This window comes from Paraburkholderia bengalensis (assembly GCF_037126505.1).
GTDB lineage: Bacteria > Pseudomonadota > Gammaproteobacteria > Burkholderiales > Burkholderiaceae > Paraburkholderia > Paraburkholderia bengalensis.
The window spans coordinates 16,604-34,629 of sequence record NZ_JACFYJ010000011.1; the positions used below are offsets into that span (position 1 = coordinate 16,604).

General features: G+C 64.7%; 16 protein-coding genes. 9 read left to right on the plus strand and 7 right to left on the minus strand.

Annotated elements, in window-relative coordinates; all coding sequences use genetic code 11:
- Positions 1 to 133: 133 nt before the first annotated feature.
- A complete protein-coding gene (locus H3V53_RS09525) occupies positions 134 to 1,219 on the minus strand; it encodes a helix-turn-helix domain-containing protein (RefSeq protein WP_054926464.1) in 1,086 nt (361 codons plus the stop codon).
- Between the two features lie 414 nt (positions 1,220 to 1,633).
- On the opposite strand from H3V53_RS09525, the gene H3V53_RS09530 reads away from it, so the two are divergent.
- Genes H3V53_RS09530 through H3V53_RS09560 form a run of 7 tightly spaced genes read left to right on the plus strand, consistent with a single transcriptional unit; the run spans position 1,634 to position 9,004 of the window.
- Entirely contained in the window at positions 1,634 to 3,022 is a 1,389-nt protein-coding gene (locus tag H3V53_RS09530; protein WP_336597744.1) for an L-serine ammonia-lyase, read from the plus strand.
- A 37-nt stretch (positions 3,023 to 3,059) separates the two neighbouring features.
- A complete protein-coding gene (locus tag H3V53_RS09535; RefSeq protein WP_054926470.1) occupies positions 3,060 to 4,304 on the plus strand; it encodes a sarcosine oxidase subunit beta family protein in 1,245 nt (414 codons plus the stop codon).
- A gap of 27 nt (positions 4,305 to 4,331) precedes the next feature.
- The gene (locus tag H3V53_RS09540; protein WP_336597745.1) at positions 4,332 to 4,631 is read left to right on the plus strand and encodes a sarcosine oxidase subunit delta; all 300 of its coding nucleotides are present in this window, start codon (positions 4,332 to 4,334) and stop codon (positions 4,629 to 4,631) included.
- The gene (locus H3V53_RS09545) at positions 4,628 to 7,627 is read left to right on the plus strand and encodes a sarcosine oxidase subunit alpha family protein (protein ID WP_336597746.1); all 3,000 of its coding nucleotides are present in this window, start codon (positions 4,628 to 4,630) and stop codon (positions 7,625 to 7,627) included. Before H3V53_RS09540 ends, H3V53_RS09545 begins: the two co-directional genes overlap by 4 nt.
- The gene (locus tag H3V53_RS09550; RefSeq protein WP_336597747.1) at positions 7,617 to 8,267 is read left to right on the plus strand and encodes a sarcosine oxidase subunit gamma; all 651 of its coding nucleotides are present in this window, start codon (positions 7,617 to 7,619) and stop codon (positions 8,265 to 8,267) included. The genes H3V53_RS09545 and H3V53_RS09550 overlap by 11 nt, the downstream gene beginning before the upstream one ends.
- Positions 8,264 to 8,722 (plus strand): dihydroneopterin aldolase, encoded by a 459-nt coding sequence (locus H3V53_RS09555; protein WP_054926468.1) that lies wholly within the window; start codon positions 8,264 to 8,266, stop codon positions 8,720 to 8,722. The genes H3V53_RS09550 and H3V53_RS09555 overlap by 4 nt, the downstream gene beginning before the upstream one ends.
- Before the next feature lie 9 nt (positions 8,723 to 8,731).
- Positions 8,732 to 9,004 (plus strand): hypothetical protein, encoded by a 273-nt coding sequence (locus H3V53_RS09560; protein WP_336597748.1) that lies wholly within the window; start codon positions 8,732 to 8,734, stop codon positions 9,002 to 9,004.
- A 17-nt stretch (positions 9,005 to 9,021) separates the two neighbouring features.
- On the opposite strand, the gene H3V53_RS09565 is transcribed toward H3V53_RS09560, so the two are convergent.
- Positions 9,022 to 9,960 (minus strand): LysR family transcriptional regulator, encoded by a 939-nt coding sequence (locus H3V53_RS09565; protein WP_419539467.1) that lies wholly within the window; start codon positions 9,958 to 9,960, stop codon positions 9,022 to 9,024.
- A 422-nt stretch (positions 9,961 to 10,382) separates the two neighbouring features.
- Positions 10,383 to 11,435: an NAD(P)-dependent alcohol dehydrogenase gene (locus tag H3V53_RS09570; RefSeq protein ID WP_336597750.1), complete on the minus strand. Its 1,053-nt coding sequence runs from the start codon at positions 11,433 to 11,435 to the stop codon at positions 10,383 to 10,385.
- Positions 11,436 to 11,783: 348 nt separating this feature from the next.
- Here H3V53_RS09570 and H3V53_RS09575 point away from each other — a divergent pair, with 348 nt between their 5' ends.
- Positions 11,784 to 12,767, plus strand: coding sequence for an AraC family transcriptional regulator (locus H3V53_RS09575; protein WP_336597751.1), 984 nt, complete (start codon positions 11,784 to 11,786; stop codon positions 12,765 to 12,767).
- A 58-nt stretch (positions 12,768 to 12,825) separates the two neighbouring features.
- On the opposite strand, the gene H3V53_RS09580 is transcribed toward H3V53_RS09575, so the two are convergent.
- Positions 12,826 to 13,218 carry a VOC family protein gene (locus tag H3V53_RS09580; RefSeq protein ID WP_336597752.1) on the minus strand — a complete coding sequence of 131 codons (393 nt, stop codon included), beginning with the start codon at positions 13,216 to 13,218 and terminating at the stop codon, positions 12,826 to 12,828.
- A 142-nt stretch (positions 13,219 to 13,360) separates the two neighbouring features.
- On the opposite strand from H3V53_RS09580, the gene H3V53_RS09585 reads away from it, so the two are divergent.
- A complete protein-coding gene (locus tag H3V53_RS09585; protein ID WP_336597753.1) occupies positions 13,361 to 13,675 on the plus strand; it encodes a VOC family protein in 315 nt (104 codons plus the stop codon).
- Between the two features lie 3 nt (positions 13,676 to 13,678).
- Here the strand turns inward: H3V53_RS09585 and H3V53_RS09590 are convergent, their stop codons facing one another.
- The 3 genes from H3V53_RS09590 to H3V53_RS09600 form a co-directional block, all read right to left on the minus strand.
- Complete coding sequence (locus H3V53_RS09590) at positions 13,679 to 15,151, minus strand: sensor domain-containing diguanylate cyclase (protein WP_336597754.1); 1,473 nt, start codon at positions 15,149 to 15,151, stop codon at positions 13,679 to 13,681.
- 180 nt (positions 15,152 to 15,331) lie between these two features.
- A complete protein-coding gene (locus H3V53_RS09595) occupies positions 15,332 to 16,555 on the minus strand; it encodes a polysaccharide pyruvyl transferase family protein (RefSeq protein WP_336597755.1) in 1,224 nt (407 codons plus the stop codon).
- A 413-nt stretch (positions 16,556 to 16,968) separates the two neighbouring features.
- A complete protein-coding gene (locus H3V53_RS09600; RefSeq protein WP_336597817.1) occupies positions 16,969 to 17,880 on the minus strand; it encodes a LysR family transcriptional regulator in 912 nt (303 codons plus the stop codon).
- Positions 17,881 to 18,026 lie beyond the last annotated feature (146 nt).

The window sequence follows — 18,026 nt, forward strand, 5'->3', positions numbered from 1 at the left end:
CTGATGGTCAGAATCGTGATTGCGCGTCGGAACGATCCGAAACATAGGATGCCGAAATAAAACACAAAAGCAGTGGTGCCATCGCTCGCAACATCTGATTTCGTATTCTGCGAGTCGCAACCGCAGAAGAGCCCTAAAACACGTCGACTCGCCCCGGAAACGTCTCGTCATACGCCGCCGATGCATCGCCTTCAACAGGCGCTCCGCCGCGCTGCTCGCGAAACATCACGGGCGGCATGCCGAACTCCTTGCGAAACTCGCGCCCGAGATGCGAAGCATCGGAAAACCCGCAACTCGAAGCGATATCCGCCACCGTCCGGTCGGAACTCGTCAGCAGCCACGCCGCCGTGCGCAAGCGCACCTGCTTGGCAAACGACTGCGGACTTTTCCCCGTCTCCGCCTTGAACAGCCGCTCCAGCTGTCGCGGCGAAAGATCCAGCTTGCAAGCCAGTTCCTCTAGCGGCAACGCGCGCCCGACGTGCTGCTCCATCAGCAGAATCGCGCGCTTCACTTTGGGATGCGTCGCCGGTTCGAGCCCCGGCGGATGCGGCTGCGGCGCATTGCCCTTCTGCATCTCGCCGACCAGCAGAATCCGCAGTGCTTTCTGCACGGTGGCGGTTTCGAAGTGCCGCAGCAAGATCGCCGCGGCCACGTCGATCGAAGCACGCCCGCCCGAACACGTGATGCGCCGCCGATCGATCACGAAGAGGCGATCTGCTACCAGCGCATCCGAATCGACGGACGGAAAGCGCTCGACAAAATCCCAGTAGTGAAACCAGCTGACGCAGATGCGGTGCGCGTCGAGCACGCCCGCGCGCATCAGCGCGAACACGCCCGTGCAGATGCCGACCAGCGTCGCGCTCGTGCGCGCGGCCGCGCGGATGAACTGCAGCGTGTCGTCGCTCGCCTGCGGTCCCGAATGCAGCAGCCCGCCGACCACCACCACGTAGTCGAACGGCTCGGCATCGGCGAAGGTTTCCCACGGCGTGATCTGGATGCCGCAACTCGCGCGCACGGGCGCTAGCGATTCGCCGATCACGCTCCAGGAGCAGCGCACGGGCTTGCTGTAGTCGCCTTCGTCGGCGGACAGGCGCAGCATGTCGACGAAGCCCGAGAACGCCGTCAGCGTGAAGTTCGGCAGCAGGATGATGCCGAATCGAATGCGCTCTTTGGGAAGCGCGTCGATGGAAGTCAGCGGTAGCGAATCAGCGATGGTCATGGCGCAATGGCGCAAGGGTCCGACAGGTTCAACACAGCCGACAGGCGCTTGCACAAAGCGGCGCGAGCCGGCAGAAACAAATTGGGTGACGGCCGACCACGCGCGCGCGGCATAACCCTAGCGTCGCCGATTCTCGCTTGCGCCTCTTGTCGTTTTCCGACATCGACCTTCGCGGATGCGAAGCGCCAGCCCACCGTCCCGCCTGCGATCCCGCGGATCGCACGCTGCGGGGACTTGCGTTTTTCCGTCACGGAGTTGCGCAGAAACGCATTCGGGGCGCGATCTGGCGCTGCCATCCCACGCCGATGCCGTTTTTGTTCTATCAGCCGATTTTACGCTTTGGTGTACTGGCGTCACTGCGCAATCCACGCCGGATTCGACGAAATTCCGCCCACTCAACTGAGCAAGGTTTCCATGAACGTCAGCGTTTTCGACCTGTTCAAGATCGGCATCGGCCCTTCGAGTTCGCACACTGTCGGCCCGATGATCGCCGCGTGCCGCTTCGCTTCGCATATCGAGGACGCGAACCTGCTTGCGTTCGTGCGCCGCGTCAAGGTCGAGCTGTACGGCTCGCTCGGCGCGACGGGCAAGGGCCACGGCACCGACAAGGCCGTGTTGCTCGGCCTCGAAGGCCATCTGCCCGACACCATCGACCCCGACCTGATCGAGCCGCGCCTTGCGCAGATCCGCAAAGACAAGCGCCTCGCGCTGCTCGGCAAGCATGAGATCGGCTTCGACGAGAAAGAAAGCGTGTCGTTCTTTCGCCGCCTCATGAGCGGCGCGGGCAGCGTCGTGCATCCGAACGGCATGCGCTTCCAGGCGTTCGACGAGAACGACCAGTTGCTGGTGGAGAAAGAGTATTACTCCGTCGGCGGCGGCTTCGTCGTCAACCGCGACGGCGATCGCGTGAACGGCGTGCGCGCGGGCGGCGAAGTGCCGTATCCGTTCCGCACCGGCGACGATCTGATGCGCGTCTGCCGCGAAAGCGGGCTCTCCGTCGCGCAGGTGACGTTCGCGAACGAATGCGCGTCGCGCTCGCCCGAAGACGTGCGCGAAGGCCTGCTCACCATCTGGCGCACGATGGCCGCATGCGTCGAGCGCGGCTGCAAGATGCACGGCGAGCTGCCCGGTCCGATGAAGGTCAAGCGCCGCGCCGCCGATCTGACCGTGCAGTTGCGCTCGCGTTCGGAAGAATCGCTGCGTGATCCGCTGTCGATGCTCGACTGGGTCAACCTCTACGCAATGGCCGTCAATGAAGAGAACGCCGCGGGCGGCCGCGTCGTGACGGCGCCGACCAACGGCGCGGCAGGCGTGATTCCCGCCGTGCTGCATTACTACGTGAAGTTCGTGCCGGGGTCGAATGAAAACGGCATCGTCGACTTCCTTCTGACGGCGGCCGCGATCGGCATCATCTACAAGGAAACGGCGTCGATCTCGGGTGCGGAAGTGGGCTGCCAGGGCGAAGTGGGCGTTGCGTGCTCGATGGCGGCGGCGGCGCTCGCGGCCGTCATGGGCGGCACGCCGACGCAAGTCGAGAACGCCGCCGAGATCGGCATGGAACACAACCTCGGCATGACGTGCGACCCCGTCGGCGGGCTCGTGCAGATTCCGTGCATCGAGCGCAACGCGATGGGCGCGATCAAGGCGCTGAACGCATCGCGCATGGCGTTGAAGGGCGACGGCCAGCACTACGTGACGCTCGATAACGTCATCAAGACGATGCGCGAAACGGGCGCCGACATGAAAACGAAATACAAGGAGACGTCGCGCGGAGGTTTGGCCGTGAACGTCATCGAGTGTTAATGGAAACCAGCAAGGCAACAACGAAGGGGTCTGCGAGATGAGCCGCTATTCGATTTTCAGTCTGTTCCGCAACGGGTTGTCGTATCACGAGAACTGGGAGCGGCAATGGAGAAGCCCGGAACCGAAGAAGGAATACGACGTGGTGATCGTCGGCGGCGGCGGGCATGGTCTCGCGACCGCTTACTACCTCGCGAAGGAACACGGCGTGAAGAACGTCGCGATTCTGGAGAAAGGATGGATCGGCGGCGGCAACACGGCGCGCAACACGACCATCGTGCGTTCCAACTACCTGTGGGACGAATCGGCGGCGCTGTATGAAAAGGCGATGAAGCTGTGGGAAGGCCTGTCGCAAGACCTCAACTACAACGTGATGTTCTCGCAGCGCGGCGTGATGAATCTCGCGCATACGCTGCAGGACGTGCGCGACACCGAGCGCCGCGTGAACGCGAACCGCCTGAACGGTGTCGATGCCGAATTCCTCACGCCCGAGCAGATCAAGGAAATCGAGCCGACCATCAATCTGAACAGCCGCTATCCCGTGCTGGGCGCGTCCATTCAGCGTCGCGCGGGCGTCGCGCGGCACGATGCCGTCGCGTGGGGCTTCGCGCGTGGCGCGGACCAGGCGGGCGTCGACATCATCCAGAACTGTCAGGTGACGGGCATCCGCCGCGACGGTGGTCGCGTGACGGGCGTCGATACCGTGAAGGGCTTCATCAAGGCGAAGAAGGTCGCCGTGGTCGCCGCCGGCAACACGACGACACTCGCCGACATGGCGGGCATCCGCCTGCCGCTCGAAAGCCATCCGTTGCAGGCGCTCGTGTCGGAGCCGATCAAGCCCGTGGTCAACACGGTGATCATGTCGAACGCGGTGCACGCGTACATCAGCCAGTCCGACAAGGGCGATCTCGTGATCGGCGCGGGCGTCGATCAGTACACGGGATTCGGGCAGCGCGGCAGCTTCAACATCATCGAAGGCACGCTCGAAGCGATCGTCGAAATGTTCCCGGTGTTCTCGCGCGTGCGGATGAACCGCCAGTGGGGCGGCATCGTTGACGTGTCGCCGGATGCATGCCCGATCATCAGCAAGACCGACGTGAAGGGCCTGTATTTCAACTGCGGCTGGGGCACGGGCGGCTTCAAGGCGACGCCCGGCTCGGGCTGGGTGTTCGCGCACACCATCGCGAAGGACGAGCCGCATCCGTTGAATGCGCCGTTCTCGCTGGACCGTTTCTATACCGGTCATCTGATCGACGAACACGGCGCTGCTGCCGTGGCCCACTAAACGCGCACTGCGAGAGGAGAACCTGACATGCTGCTGATCGAATGCCCGTGGTGCGGGCCGCGCGCCGAATCCGAATTCACCTGCGGGGGCGAAGCCGATATCGCCCGCCCGCTCGACACCGACAAGCTCACTGACAAAGAGTGGGGCGACTACCTGTTCATGCGCAAGAACCCGCGCGGCGTGCATCGCGAGCAATGGCTGCACACGCAGGGCTGCCGACGCTGGTTCATGGCGACGCGCGACACGGTGACCTATCAGATTCAAGGCTACGACACGTTCAAGACGGGCCACACGTCCGCTGAAGCAAACGAGGGTAACCAGCAATGAGCCAGAACAACCGCCTCGGCGCCGGTGGGCGCATCAACCGCGCGATTCCGCTGACCTTCACGTTCAACGGACGCACGTATCAGGGCTTTCAGGGCGACACGCTCGCGTCCGCGCTGCTCGCCAACGGCGTGCACTTCGTGGCGCGCAGCTTCAAGTATCACCGCCCGCGCGGCATCGTCACGGCCGATGTGGCCGAGCCGAATGCCGTCGTGCAACTGGAGCGCGGCGCGTACACGGTGCCGAACGCGCGCGCGACGGAAATCGAGCTGTACCAGGGGCTCGTCGCGACGAGCGTGAATGCCGAGCCGAATCTCGAACACGATCGCATGGCGATCAACCAGAAGTTCGCGCGCTTCATGCCCGCGGGCTTCTACTACAAGACGTTCATGTGGCCCGCGAAGTTCTGGCCGAAGTACGAAGAGAAGATTCGCGAAGCAGCCGGTCTCGGCAAGTCGCCGGAAGTGCGCGACGCCGATCGCTACGACAAGTGCTTCGCGCATTGCGACGTGCTGGTGGTGGGCGGCGGCCCGACGGGTCTGGCGGCGGCACATGCGGCGGCCGTGAGCGGCGCGCGCGTGATTCTCGTCGACGACCAGCGCGAACTCGGCGGCAGTCTGCTGTCGTGCAAGACGGAGATCGACGGGCGCTCGGCGATGAGCTGGGTCGAGAAGATGGAGGCCGAACTGTCGCGCATGCCGGACGTGAAGATCCTGTCGCGCAGCACGGCGTTCGGCTATCAGGACCACAACCTCGTCACGGTGACGCAGCGTTTGACGGACCATCTGCCTGTATCGATGCGCAAGGGCACGCGCGAACTGCTGTGGAAAATCCGCGCAAAACGCGTGATTCTCGCGACGGGCGCGCACGAGCGTCCCATCGTGTTCGGCAATAACGATCTGCCGGGCGTGATGCTGGCGTCGGCGGTGTCGACGTATATCCATCGCTTTGGTGTGATGCCGGGCCGCAACGCCGTCGTGTTCACGAACAACGACGCGGGCTATCAGTGCGCGCTCGACATGAAGGCCTGCGGCGCGACCGTCACGGTCGTCGATCCGCGCGCGCAAGGCAGCGGCGCGTTGCAGGCGGCGGCGCGCCGACACGGCGTGAAGATCATGAACAACGCAGCCGTCATGACAGCGCACGGCAAGCAGCGTGTGACGTCCGTTGAAGTGGTTGCGTACGCGAACGGCAAGACGGGCGCGAAGCAGGCAGACCTGCCGTGCGATCTCGTCGCGATGTCGGGCGGCTACAGTCCCGTGCTGCACCTGTTCGCACAGTCGGGCGGCAAGGCGCACTGGAACGACTCGAAGGCGTGTTTCGTGCCCGGCAAGGGCATGCAGCCGGAGACGAGCATCGGCGCGGCGGCGGGCGAGTTCAGCCTTGCGCGCGGTTTGCGGCTCGCCGTCGATGCCGGCGTCGAAGCCGTGAAGTCGATCGGCTATGCGGCGACGCGTCCAAAGGTGCCGCATGTCGCGGAAACGGTCGAGTCGCCGATTCAGCCGCTGTGGCTCGTCGGCAGCCGCGCGGAAGCGACGCGCGGACCGAAGCAGTTCGTCGATTTCCAGAACGACGTGTCGGCGTCGGACATTCTGCTTGCCGCGCGCGAGGGCTTCGAATCCGTCGAGCACGTGAAGCGCTATACGGCGATGGGCTTCGGCACCGATCAGGGCAAGCTCGGCAACATCAACGGCATGGCGATTCTCGCCGACGCGCTCGGCAAGACGATTCCGGAAACAGGCACGACGACGTTCCGCCCGAACTACACGCCCGTGACCTTCGGCACGTTCGCGGGCCGCGAACTCGGCGACCTGCTCGATCCGATCCGCAAGACGGCCGTGCACGAATGGCACGTCGAAAACGGCGCGATGTTCGAGGACGTCGGCAACTGGAAGCGCCCGTGGTACTTCCCGAAGAGCGGCGAAGATCTGCACGCGGCGGTGAAGCGCGAATGCCTCGCGGTGCGCAACAGCGTCGGCATTCTCGATGCGTCGACGCTCGGCAAGATCGACATTCAGGGGCCCGACGCCGCGAAGCTGCTGAACTGGATGTACACGAACCCGTGGACCAAGCTCGAAGTCGGCAAGTGCCGCTATGGTTTGATGCTCGACGAGAACGGCATGGTGTTCGACGACGGCGTGACGGTGCGCCTCGCCGATCAGCACTTCATGATGACGACCACGACGGGCGGCGCGGCGCGCGTGCTGACGTGGATGGAGCGCTGGCTGCAAACCGAGTGGCCGGACATGAAGGTGCGCCTCGCGTCCGTCACCGATCACTGGGCGACGTTCGCGGTCGTTGGGCCGAAGAGCCGCAAGGTCGTGCAGAAAGTGTGCAGCGACATCGACTTCGCCAACGAAGCGTTCCCGTTCATGTCGTATCGCAACGGCACCGTCGCGGGTGTGAAGGCGCGCGTGATGCGCATCAGCTTCTCGGGCGAACTTGCGTATGAAGTGAACGTGCCCGCGAACATGGGCCGCGCGGTGTGGGAAGCGCTGATGGCCGCGGGCGCCGAGTTCGACATCACGCCGTACGGCACGGAAACGATGCATGTGCTGCGCGCGGAGAAGGGCTACATCATCGTCGGTCAGGATACGGACGGTTCGATCACGCCGCACGATCTCGGCATGGGCGGGCTGGTCGCGAAGACGAAGGACTTCCTCGGTCGCCGGTCGCTCACGCGCTCGGATACCGCGAAGGAAGGCCGCAAGCAGTTCGTCGGTCTGCTTACCGATGATCCGAAGTTCGTGCTTCCCGAAGGAAGCCAGATTGTGGCGGGTCCGTTCCAGGGCGAGACGGCACCCATGCTTGGTCATGTGACGTCGAGTTACTACAGCCCGATTTTGAATCGTTCGATCGCGCTCGCCGTGGTCAAGGGCGGCCTGAACAAGATGGGGCAGAGCGTGACGATTCCGCTGGCAAGCGGAAAGCAGATCGCCGCCAAGATCGCGAGCCCCGTTTTCTACGACACGGAAGGAGTGCGTCAACATGTGGAATGAAGCAAGGAACAATGCACCGGGCGCAACGTCGGCTGTCGCGCAGCGTGGGGCCGGTCAACCGTGGCAGGAATCGCCGCTCGTCGGTGTCGATGCGCTCGTGAAGAAGCATGCAAGCGCGCCGTCGAAGAAGTTCCATCTGCGCGAGAAGGCGTTTTGCGATCTCGTCAACCTGCGCGGCGATGCCAACGACGCCGCGTTTCAGGGTGCCGTCGAAAGCGTGACGGGTTGCCGCGCTCCCGCAAAGCCGAACACGGTGGCGCGCGGCAACGGCTACGACGTGCTGTGGCTGGGCCCGGATGAATGGCTCGTGCGCTCGCAGCAGCCGCAAGCGCCCATCGCCGAAGACAAACTCGTCGAGGCGCTGCAAGGGCAGTTCGCATCCGCCGTCGATATCGGCAGCGGATGGACGGTGCTCGAAGTGAGCGGCGAGAAGGTGCGCGACGTGATCGCGCGGGGCTGTCCGCTCGATCTGCATCCGCGCATGTTCGCGCCGGGGCAGTGCGCGCAGAGCCATTACTTCAAGGCGTCAATCGTGCTCGTGCCCGTCGCCGACGATACGTTCGAGATCGTCGTGCGCCGCAGCTTCGCCGATTACTTCGTCCGTATCATGCTCGACGCGGCCGAGCCGCTGATCTCGTGAAGCCGTTCGAAGCGCCGTTGGCGGCTTATGTGCGGCCTGCTTTGTCTGCGTCTTCGCGAGGCAAGGGCTGGCGTGTGTTCATCGACGAGCTCGAAGTGTCGACGCGCATCGGCATTCACGCGCACGAGCATCTCGCGCCGCAGCCGGTCGTGATCGACGCGAGCCTTGCTTACCGATGCGAGCCTTCGGAGGCGGGCACGCATGCGATGATCGATTACGAGCGGTATTGCAATCGCGTGAGCGAGTTTCTGTCTGCGAAGCCGCATACGAGAATGCTCGAGACGCTCGCCGTCGAAATCGCGCAGTTGTCGTTCGTCGAATGGCCGGCGCTCGATGCACTCACGCTGTCGCTGCACAAGCCGAAGATTCGCGAGGGCACGAAGCGGATCGGTGTCGAGCTGGACTGGACGCGCGAGGATTTCGACGTGTATCGCGCGGCGTCCGACGTGCGCTGAGCGTTCGAGATGTCGCGCGCTGCAACATCCGAACTGCTCAAGCGCGCGTATGCGGCAGGCGATGCACAGGCCGCCGTTGCGCTGCTCGATCAGAGCATTGCGCTTGGGCATCGGCGGATTGCGTTGATCCGCTATCTGCAGGCGCAGCATCTGCGTGCGCCGCTCGACGCGCGGCATCATGAGTATGTGCGCGACGTGGCCGCGCGGATGAGCGATGCGACGTTGGCGAGGGTGGTGGGGGAGGCGCGGGCGCGCAAGGTGCGCTCGTCATCGCCCGACTAGCGCGCGCGATTGCCAGCTCAGGCCGCCTGCAACCCCCCGCGCAAAACCAGCCTCACGCGCGACAGATCCGCCTCCACATGCCCTTGCTGTTCGAACAGATCGGCAAGCCAATCGACGAACGCCCGAACACGCGGCGACACGCGCCGCCCCTTCACGTAAGCCACCGATACGGCCATCGGCACGGGCTTCCACTGCGGCAGCACCTCGCGCAACAAGCCCTGATCGAGCAACGGCTGTGCGGCGATCCGCGCAGGCTGGATCAGTCCGAGCCCTTGCAGCCCGCAAGTCAGATAAGCATGCTCGTCGCTGACCTTGATGAAGCCGTTCACCTTGACGGTCAACGGACTGCCGCCGACATCGAAATCGAAATCGACGGCGCGTTCGTTATGCGGCGACATGCAGTTCACGGCGACATGATTGGCCAGATCGTCGAGACTCTCCGGCGTGCCGTGCCGCTGCAAATAGGCGGGACTCGCGCACGTCACATGCTCGAGCGTGCCTAGCCGACGCGCGGCCAGGCCTGAGTCGGGCAACTCGCCCAGCTGGATGCTGCAATCGACCGCCTCGCCGACGAGATCCACATTGCGATGGCTCACGCCGATCGCGAGGTCGATGGCGGGGTAGCGGTCGTGAAAATCGTCGAGCGCGGGCAGCACGATCGATGTCGCCACCGCGCCCGGCATCTCGACACGCAAGCGTCCGCTGGGGTTGTCGAGCGTTTGCCGCAGGCTTGCTTCCATCTCGTCGATATCGGCGAGAATCTGCGCGCAGCGCTCGTAGTACGCCGCGCCTTCCGGCGTGAGGCTCAGGCGGCGGGTCGTGCGCACCAGCAACGCGGTGCCGAGTATCGCCTCCAGGTTCTGAACGATGGTCGTCGCCGTCGCGCGTGGAATGTCGAGCGATTGAGCGGCGCGTGTAAAGCTATGGGTATCGACGATGCGCATGAACGTACGCATCGCCTGAATACGATCAGTCACGTAACTCTCCTATGTCGACCAGAGTTGGCGCTTTAGCGCCTTACTCTGGTCCCATGCACGCAGTGCGGTCGCCAGAGTTGGCGCTTTAGCGCCTTACTCTGGTCCCATGCACGCAGTGCGGTCGCGGGAGTCGACGCCTTAGCGCCTTACTCTGGTCCCATGCACGCAGTGCGGTCGCGGGAGTCGACGCCTTAGCGCCTCACTCCGGTCCGACGCAAAACAAAAGACGGGACATTCCACAAAAACACGGACCAGCAGAAAACACCTCGGCGTGCTCCGTCCCGAAAGGGAGGCGCGCCGATACAACGGCTGCATTGGCAAAGGCCAGGCGGGAAGCAGGGACAGGCCGCCATGCTGCGCGGCCCGGTTGGAAGGGGTAAAGCGCGGGGTCCTGCTGCCCGTTACTTGCGCAGCGAATCGAGATCGATGACGAAGCGGTACTTCACATCGCTCTTCAACATGCGCTCGTATGCGTCGTTGATCTGATGCATCGAAATCATCTCGATGTCGGACGTAATGCCGTGCTTGCCGCAGAAGTCCAACATCTCCTGCGTTTCGGCAATGCCGCCGATCAGCGAGCCGGCCAGACGCCGACGCTTCATGATCAGGTTGAACACTTGCGGCGACGGATGATCGTGCTCTGGCGCGCCCACCAGCGTCAGCGTGCCGTCACGCTTTAACAGGCTGATGAACGGATTCAGATCGTGCTGCGCCGCGACGGTGTTGACGATCAGATCGAAGCTGTTCAGATGCGCTTCCATCTGCGCCGCGTCCTTCGAAATCACGACTTCATCGGCGCCGAGACGCTTCGCATCCTTGATCTTCGACGGCGACGTCGTGAACAGCACGACATGCGCGCCCATTGCATGCGCGAGCTTCACGCCCATATGACCCAGGCCGCCCAGGCCGACGATGCCGACCTTCTTGCCGAGCCCCGCGCCCCACGTGCGCAGCGGCGAGTACAGCGTGATGCCCGCACACAGCAGCGGCGCAACACCTGCGGGATCGAGGTTCTCCGGCACGCGCAGCACGAAGTCTTCATCGACGACCAGCTGGGTCGAGTAACCGCCGTACGTGACAGCGCCCGTCTGCCGGTCGTTGCCGTTGTAGGTGCCGACGAAGCCGTTCTCGCAGTATTGTTCGAGGCCTTCCTGGCAGCTCGCGCAGGTGCGGCACGAATCGACGAGACAGCCGACGCCGACGAGATCGCCGACCTTGTACTTCGATACGTCCGGCCCGACCTTCGTCACGCGGCCGACAATCTCATGGCCGGGGACGACGGGATACATCGTGTTCTTCCATTCGTTGCGCGCCTGATGCAGGTCCGAGTGACAGACGCCGCAAAACAGGACTTCCATTTGCACATCGTGTTCGCGCAAATCGCGACGCTGAAATTCGAACGGCGCGAGTTTCGATTGCGCGTCGCTTGCGGCATAGGCGTAAGTCGTGGTCATGAGGGCTCCAGCTGGTTGATGCGTTGTGCCGAGGCGCCGCGCAGCAGGGGGCGCGGCGGACGAATCTGTCGTGCGCCGAGGCACGCGGGATGTCCGCAGGATGATCCGCCGGAACAACCGGGCCGCGCGGGCTCGCGTGCCTTATGGGAGGCGGCGGACGAATAGTGCGGACAGAAAGCGGGCTTTGCGACAGGGTTCCCATGTTAGGGACCGCAACGGGCCCAGGGAATACCTGAACGTCTTGAAGGCTTGCCTAATTCTCCTGGCCGCGCTCGCGATAGGCCATTTAATGCTAGATTTCAAGCCATATTCTCTGGCGTCTCATGTTTCGCCAACTGGACTTTCATCATGGCCGACACAAAACCTTCATCTGACGCGTCGCTCGCCGGGCACGCGCCGCAACAGCGCATGGTGGACTTGCTGCGCACGCTGGCGCCCGCTGAGGGCATGACAGATGCGCCCCTCGAAGGCGTCAAGTTCCTGCGCGCGAATCATCCCATGCCGCGCCGCCCCGTCATGTACGAGCCCAGCATCGTGATCGTCTGTCAGGGCAGAAAGCGCGGCTATCTGGGCGGCCATTCGTATATCTACGACGCGCAGCAATATCTCGTGCTGTCCGTGCCGCTGCCGTTCGAATGCGAGACGGAAGCGAGCGTCGACGAGCCGTTCCTCGGCATTTCGATCCGCGTCGATCTGACGATGGTCGCCGAACTGCTGATGCTGCTCAACGAAACGCATGGCGCCGTCGACAGCGAGCCGCGCGGCATCTACTCGACGCCGCTCGACCAGCCGCTGAGCGACGCCGTGCTGCGTCTGCTCGAAGCCCTCGTATCGCCCGTCGATGCGCGCATTCTCGCGCCGTCGATCGTGCGCGAGATCTGCTATCGCGTGCTGACGGGCGTGCAGGGCGATGCGATCCGCGCGGCGCTCACGCATCAGCATCACTTCGGGCGCATCGCGAAGGCACTGCGGCGCATTCACACCGAGTACGAGGGCAATCTCGATGTCGAAACGCTGGCGCGCGAATCGGGCATGAGCCTCGCCGTGTTTCATGCGCAGTTCAAGACCGTCACGTCGACTTCGCCGATGCAGTACGTGAAGACGACGCGTCTGCATCATGCGCGTCTCTTGATGGTGCAGGACGGATTGAATGCGAGCGCCGCGGCGGCGCGCGTGGGTTATGAAAGCGCGTCGCAATTCAGCCGGGAATTCAAGCGCCTGTTCGGCCTGAGTCCCGTCGACGAAGTGAAGCGCATGCGCGGCACGCTCGCCCCCGTGGCGCCGCCCGTGCAACGGCCCGCGCCCGCGCGCAAGTATGTGACGACGAACTGAGCGCCCGCATGACGTGGTGCGCTACGTCGCGCGTGACGTCATGCAGCCGGTCGCGCCGTCACGGAGCATGGTGGCAGCACACGCAGAGCTTGTTGCCGTCAGGATCGCGAAAGTAGGCACCGTAGTAATTCGCGTGATATTCGGGCCGCAGTCCGGGCGGCCCTTCGCAGCTCGCGCCGTGCGCGAGCGCCGCCGCATGCGCGCGATCGACACTCGCGCGGTCGCGCGCGAGCAACGCGATCATCTGACCGTTACCCGCGACGGCCATCGCGCCGTCGAACGGCCTGCCGACGAGGAACAGCGGCCGCGCGACGCCGGGTTTCATCCATCCCGCCCACGTCCGGTCGTCCTCGCGAAACTTCAGCACGAGGCCCAGCTCGGCCAGCACGGTTGAATAGAACGCGAATGCGCGCTCGAAGTCGTTCACGCCGACGAACACATGGGACAGCATGGCGCGTGTCTCCCTTCATGTCGAAAAGCAGGTAACGCCGATACCAGCATGTTTGCTGATCTGGCTACGCTTAGGCGCCGCAATTACGATGGTTGCGCCGTCCATTCAAACAACGCGAATCACTTTCCAGGAGCGCACCATCATGAAGCGTTTTCACATCGCGCTGGCCGTCGCGAATCTCGACGAATCGATCGAAGACTACAGCCGCCGTCTCGGACAGCCGCCCTCGGCTGTTGTGCCCGGCCAGTACGCGATGTGGCGCACCCAACTGCTGAACTTCTCCATCAACGAAAAGCCTGAAAAAGCGGGGCAATTGCGTCACGTCGGTTTCGAGGACGACGCGGTGCAGGGCTATTCGAGCAGCGTCGACGTGAACGGGCTCGAATGGGAGCTGTTTTCGGCGGCGGAACAGGATCGCCGCATCGTCAGCGCTTACGGCGTGCCCGTGAAGCAATGACGGCTACTTGTCCGCGCCCGCCGCTGCCTGCGACGTGTAGTGCGCGCGCTTTTCCTCGTACATCAGAAGGTCGGCGCGCTGCACGCCCGCTTCGATCCGCTCCCCGCGCTGCACGGTCGCGGCACCCATCGAAAAGCTGATGGGCGAGCCCGGATAGAACTGGTTGTTCAGATCGACGAGCTGGCGGATCGTTTCGATCATCGCCGCGCCGCCGCGCTCGTCGGTGCCGGGCAGCAGAATCGCGAACTCGTCGCCGCCGACGCGCGCCGCGTTGAACGGCGTCTCCATCGCCTTGGCCAGCACTTCGCCGGCGCGGCGCAGCAGTGCGTCGCCGGCGGCGTGGCCGAGCTGGTCGTTCACGCGCTTCAGGCCGTTGAGGTCGGCCATGATCACGGTGACGGGCCACGGCCCCTTGCGCTCCAGCCGGTTCAGTTCGTCGACGTAGAACGAGCGGTTGCGCAGCTTTGTCAGCACGTCGTGCTTGCCGAGAAACTCCAGATACGCTTCGGCTTTCTTGCGCGCGGTGATGTCCGTGAGCGCGACGAGCACGAGGTCCCAGTCGCGTTCGTGCCCGGGCAGCACGGAGAACTGCAGATGCACGTGCACCTCGTTCGCTTCGAGCGAATAGTTGAGCACTTCGCGCTGCTGGAACAGCTTGCCTTCCCACAGGTCGATCAGCTGCTCGCGGAAATGCGGGCGCATGTCGTCGCGGAACACTTCGGGCAGGCGCGCGAGCAGCGTCCGCTTGTCGGGCGCGGCGAACATATCCAGCGTGTGCTGGTTCACATCGAGCACATGAATCTCCGCCATGCAGCGCTCGACGAACTCCGGATGCACGTCGGTGAAGGTGCGGAAATCGCTGATGCCCGCCGCGCGCGCTTCGTCGAGCAGCCGCTTGACGGCGCTGAAGTCCTCGACCCACAGCGACACGGGCGAATGCTCGAACAGTCCGCGCACGTATTGCTCGGCGGCCGTCACGCGGTGTCGCGCGCCTTCGAGTTCCGTGATGTCTTCCGTCGATACCAGCACGCGGTCCCAGCGCGCTTCGTGTCCCGGCAGCACCTTGCCCTTGAGCAGCACGTCGAGGCGGCGCCCGCCGAGCGTGTAGTTGACCGTCTGGCTCGTGAACTGCGGCTGGCCCGCCCACAACTGGCATAGTTCTTCGAGGTGCGTCTTCAGCATGTCGTCGCGGAAGATCGCCGGCAGGTTGTCCGTCAGCGCATTGAAATCCGCCGCTTCGAACAGCGACAGCGTTTTCTGGTTGACCTTGACGACGCGGATGCGGCTCGCGCATTCGGCCACGCGCCTGATGTCGTCGCCGATGTGCGCGCGCAGGTCGGTCACGCCTTGCGCTCGCCAGTCCTCGAACAGCGCCTTCACGCCGCTGAAGTCCTCGAGCCAGAGCGCGACGGGCGCGAGATCGAACATTTCCGAGTCGTCGTCGGCTGAGGTGCGCGGGCCAAGGTGATTGGGCATGACGGGTCCAGAGTCGAATATCTCGCTATTTTACGGTGCGGGTGCGTCCCGGCGAAAATGCCGGTCGGGGCGTCGGTGCTGCCGGGATCGGCCACAATGCCTGGCTGCGATCCTTGGCTTCCATCCCTTTAACGGCAGATTGCGCCGATTCTGCACATCGACGGCGCTCACGCGCTTCGATCAGCCCGTCACCGGAACCACCGTTTGAAAGGCGTCGCGGCACAGCGTCGCGAGCCGCGCGGCCAATCGCGTGAGCCGCGCGGACGGGACGGACAGCGCAGCGTCGATGCCGTCGGCGATTTCGCCGACACGCACCGCGGCGGGTGCATGGGTCGCGTTGAATGCGCCGCTTGGGATCGCGTCTTCCCAGGTTTCGGCGAACGCGAGCTGCTTGCATGGCCGCGCGAAGTCTTGGTCGTGCAGCAGGTTCACGCGCGGCAGCGCATACGCCATCGCGATGATCCGCCCATGCAGGCTGCTGCCGAGATACGCGCGGCTTCCCGCAATCAACGCGCAGATGTCCCAGATGTTCAGCGAACCGAGCATCTGCACGCGAGGCGCGCGCATGCGCGCCGCCGTGCGCTGCAAGCACGACAGGTCGTCGTGCCACGGCGCCGCGCCTGCGCGGAAGAACACCACGGCGAGATCGTGTGCATCCGCGACATGGTCCAGTTGCGCGGCGATTCGCGCGAGCGTCGCGTCGTCGCCGAATGTCGCGTTGAACTGCACGGCGAGATAGCCGCGCGGCGCGGCCTCGCGGATTCGCGCGACAGCCCCGTGGGCCGCGTGCTCGCGGATCGTGTCGCCGAACAGTTCGGCGACCAGCAGCGCATTGTCGGGCGCGAGTCGTGCTTCGACGCCCGACTTCGCGAGCAGCCTCTGCGTGTGGACGTCGCGCACGCTGACGGCATCGGCGCTGGCGAGCCTGGCGAGCACTTCGTCGCGCAGCGCGCCCGGCCGCTCGTCGAGTTCGACGCCGCCGACAGCATGAAACGCCACGTGCGCGGCGCCCGGCACCGTGCGCTTCGACGCGACATACGGCGCAAGATCGCGCATGCCCAGCACGCGTTGCGCCCATTCGAGCCGCGCGTGGCGCTGCGACGCGATGATTCGCTGCGCGTCGGCGGGCGACTGCAGCATGACGGCGGCGTCCCACGCATCGCACGAGAGGATTTCGCCGCCCACGTGGATCAGGTCGAACGCGGCGTCGCGCAACTGTACAAGCGGCGTCACGCGATGCCCGCCTTGCGCGCGCAGATCGCGCGCGGCGAGTCCTGCCATCTGCACGGCGCGGTCGCCGCGCGCGGCCAGCAGGCGCGCAGCCACATGCGGAAACAGCAGGTCGCCGAAGTTGTGCCGGTCGAATGCGCCGAACAGCACGGCAGGCAATGGATGCGTCGTCATCGATCGATTCCGTGCTCATGCGATGGCATCGCGCGATGCAGCCGCCGAGTGGACCTTCGCACTTCCATGCCCGGCGACTCGGATTTACCGGTCGTCGGTCGTGTCGGTGCGCGTGCTCATCAAGTCGCTGAATACAGTCCGGAGGGTACACGCAATCGCGGCAAGTCATGCGGGCAGCACGCGCAAGACGGGGAAAACGTGTTGTCGGGCGCGGCGTGTCGACGCGCTTCGCCGTGAAGCGGACGACGATCGGTGGGTGGCACGCCGGCCCGCTTGCGCGCGAGCCAGGCAGAGAACAGGATGTGCTCGCCGTGACGGCCATGACGGCCGGGGGCACGCAGCCAAGGGAAGCGCACTGACGCGCGCCATGTCGGGTTGAATCAGCGTTGAATCAGCGTTGAATCAGCGCCGAATCAGCACGCCGTGCGGCGGCCGTTATCCTGCAAGACGAAATCGACGAACGCGCGCAGCGGCGCGGGCATGTGCTCGCGGCTCGCGTAGTACAGACGCGGGCCCGTGAACGATTGCCACCAGTCGTGAAGAATCGGCACGAGCGTGCCGTCGTCGAGCGCGGGGCGCAGGAACTCGTCGAACGAATAGACGATGCCGAGCCCGTCGATGGCCGCGCGCCGCTGCAACTCGATGACCGACGCAATGAGCGGCCCATTCGGCACGATCCGCACCGTCTCGCTGCCGCGCGCGAATTCCCACACGGCCAGCACGCCGCTTTCGAAGCGATGGCCGATACACGCGTGCCGCACCAGCTCGTCGGGATGCCGCGGCTCGCCGTGCGTGTGCAGATACGCGGGCGACGCGGCCGCGATCATGCGCTGCATCGGCGGGCCGATCGGCACGGCGATCATGTCGCGTTCGAGGCGTTCGTCGTAGCGGATGCCCGCGTCGAAGCCGGCTGCGAGGATGTCGATGAAGGTGTCGTTCGACGCGACCTCGGCGGTGATGCCGGGATGCGCGGCCAGAAAACGCGACAGCAAGGCGGGCAGGATTTCGCGCGCGGCGATGGACGGCACGTTCAGCCGCAACGTGCCCGTCGGGCTGTCGCGGAACAGATTGACCGCGTCGAGCGCCGTCGAGATTTCGCTGAACGCGGGCGAAAGCCGCTCGAACAGCCGCTGGCCCGCTTCCGTTGGCGTGACGCTGCGCGTGGTCCGGTTCAGCAGGCGCACCCCGAGTTGCTGCTCGAGACGGCGCACGGCCTCGCTCAGAGACGACGCCGACACGCCCCGCGTGACTGCCGCATTGCGAAAGCCGCGCGCGGCCGTGACGGCGACAAAGGCTTTCAGATCGGCCAGATCGGGTTCGACGATTGTTCGCAATTCCGCACAGGGCATTCGGATTGAAGTGGATTATCGCACGGTCGGTTTGCGCCGATACTGCGTGGCACACGTCGCGCACGGCGCACACCAGTCGACGCGCGACGGTTCAACCGATCAACGCATTCACGGAGAGAACC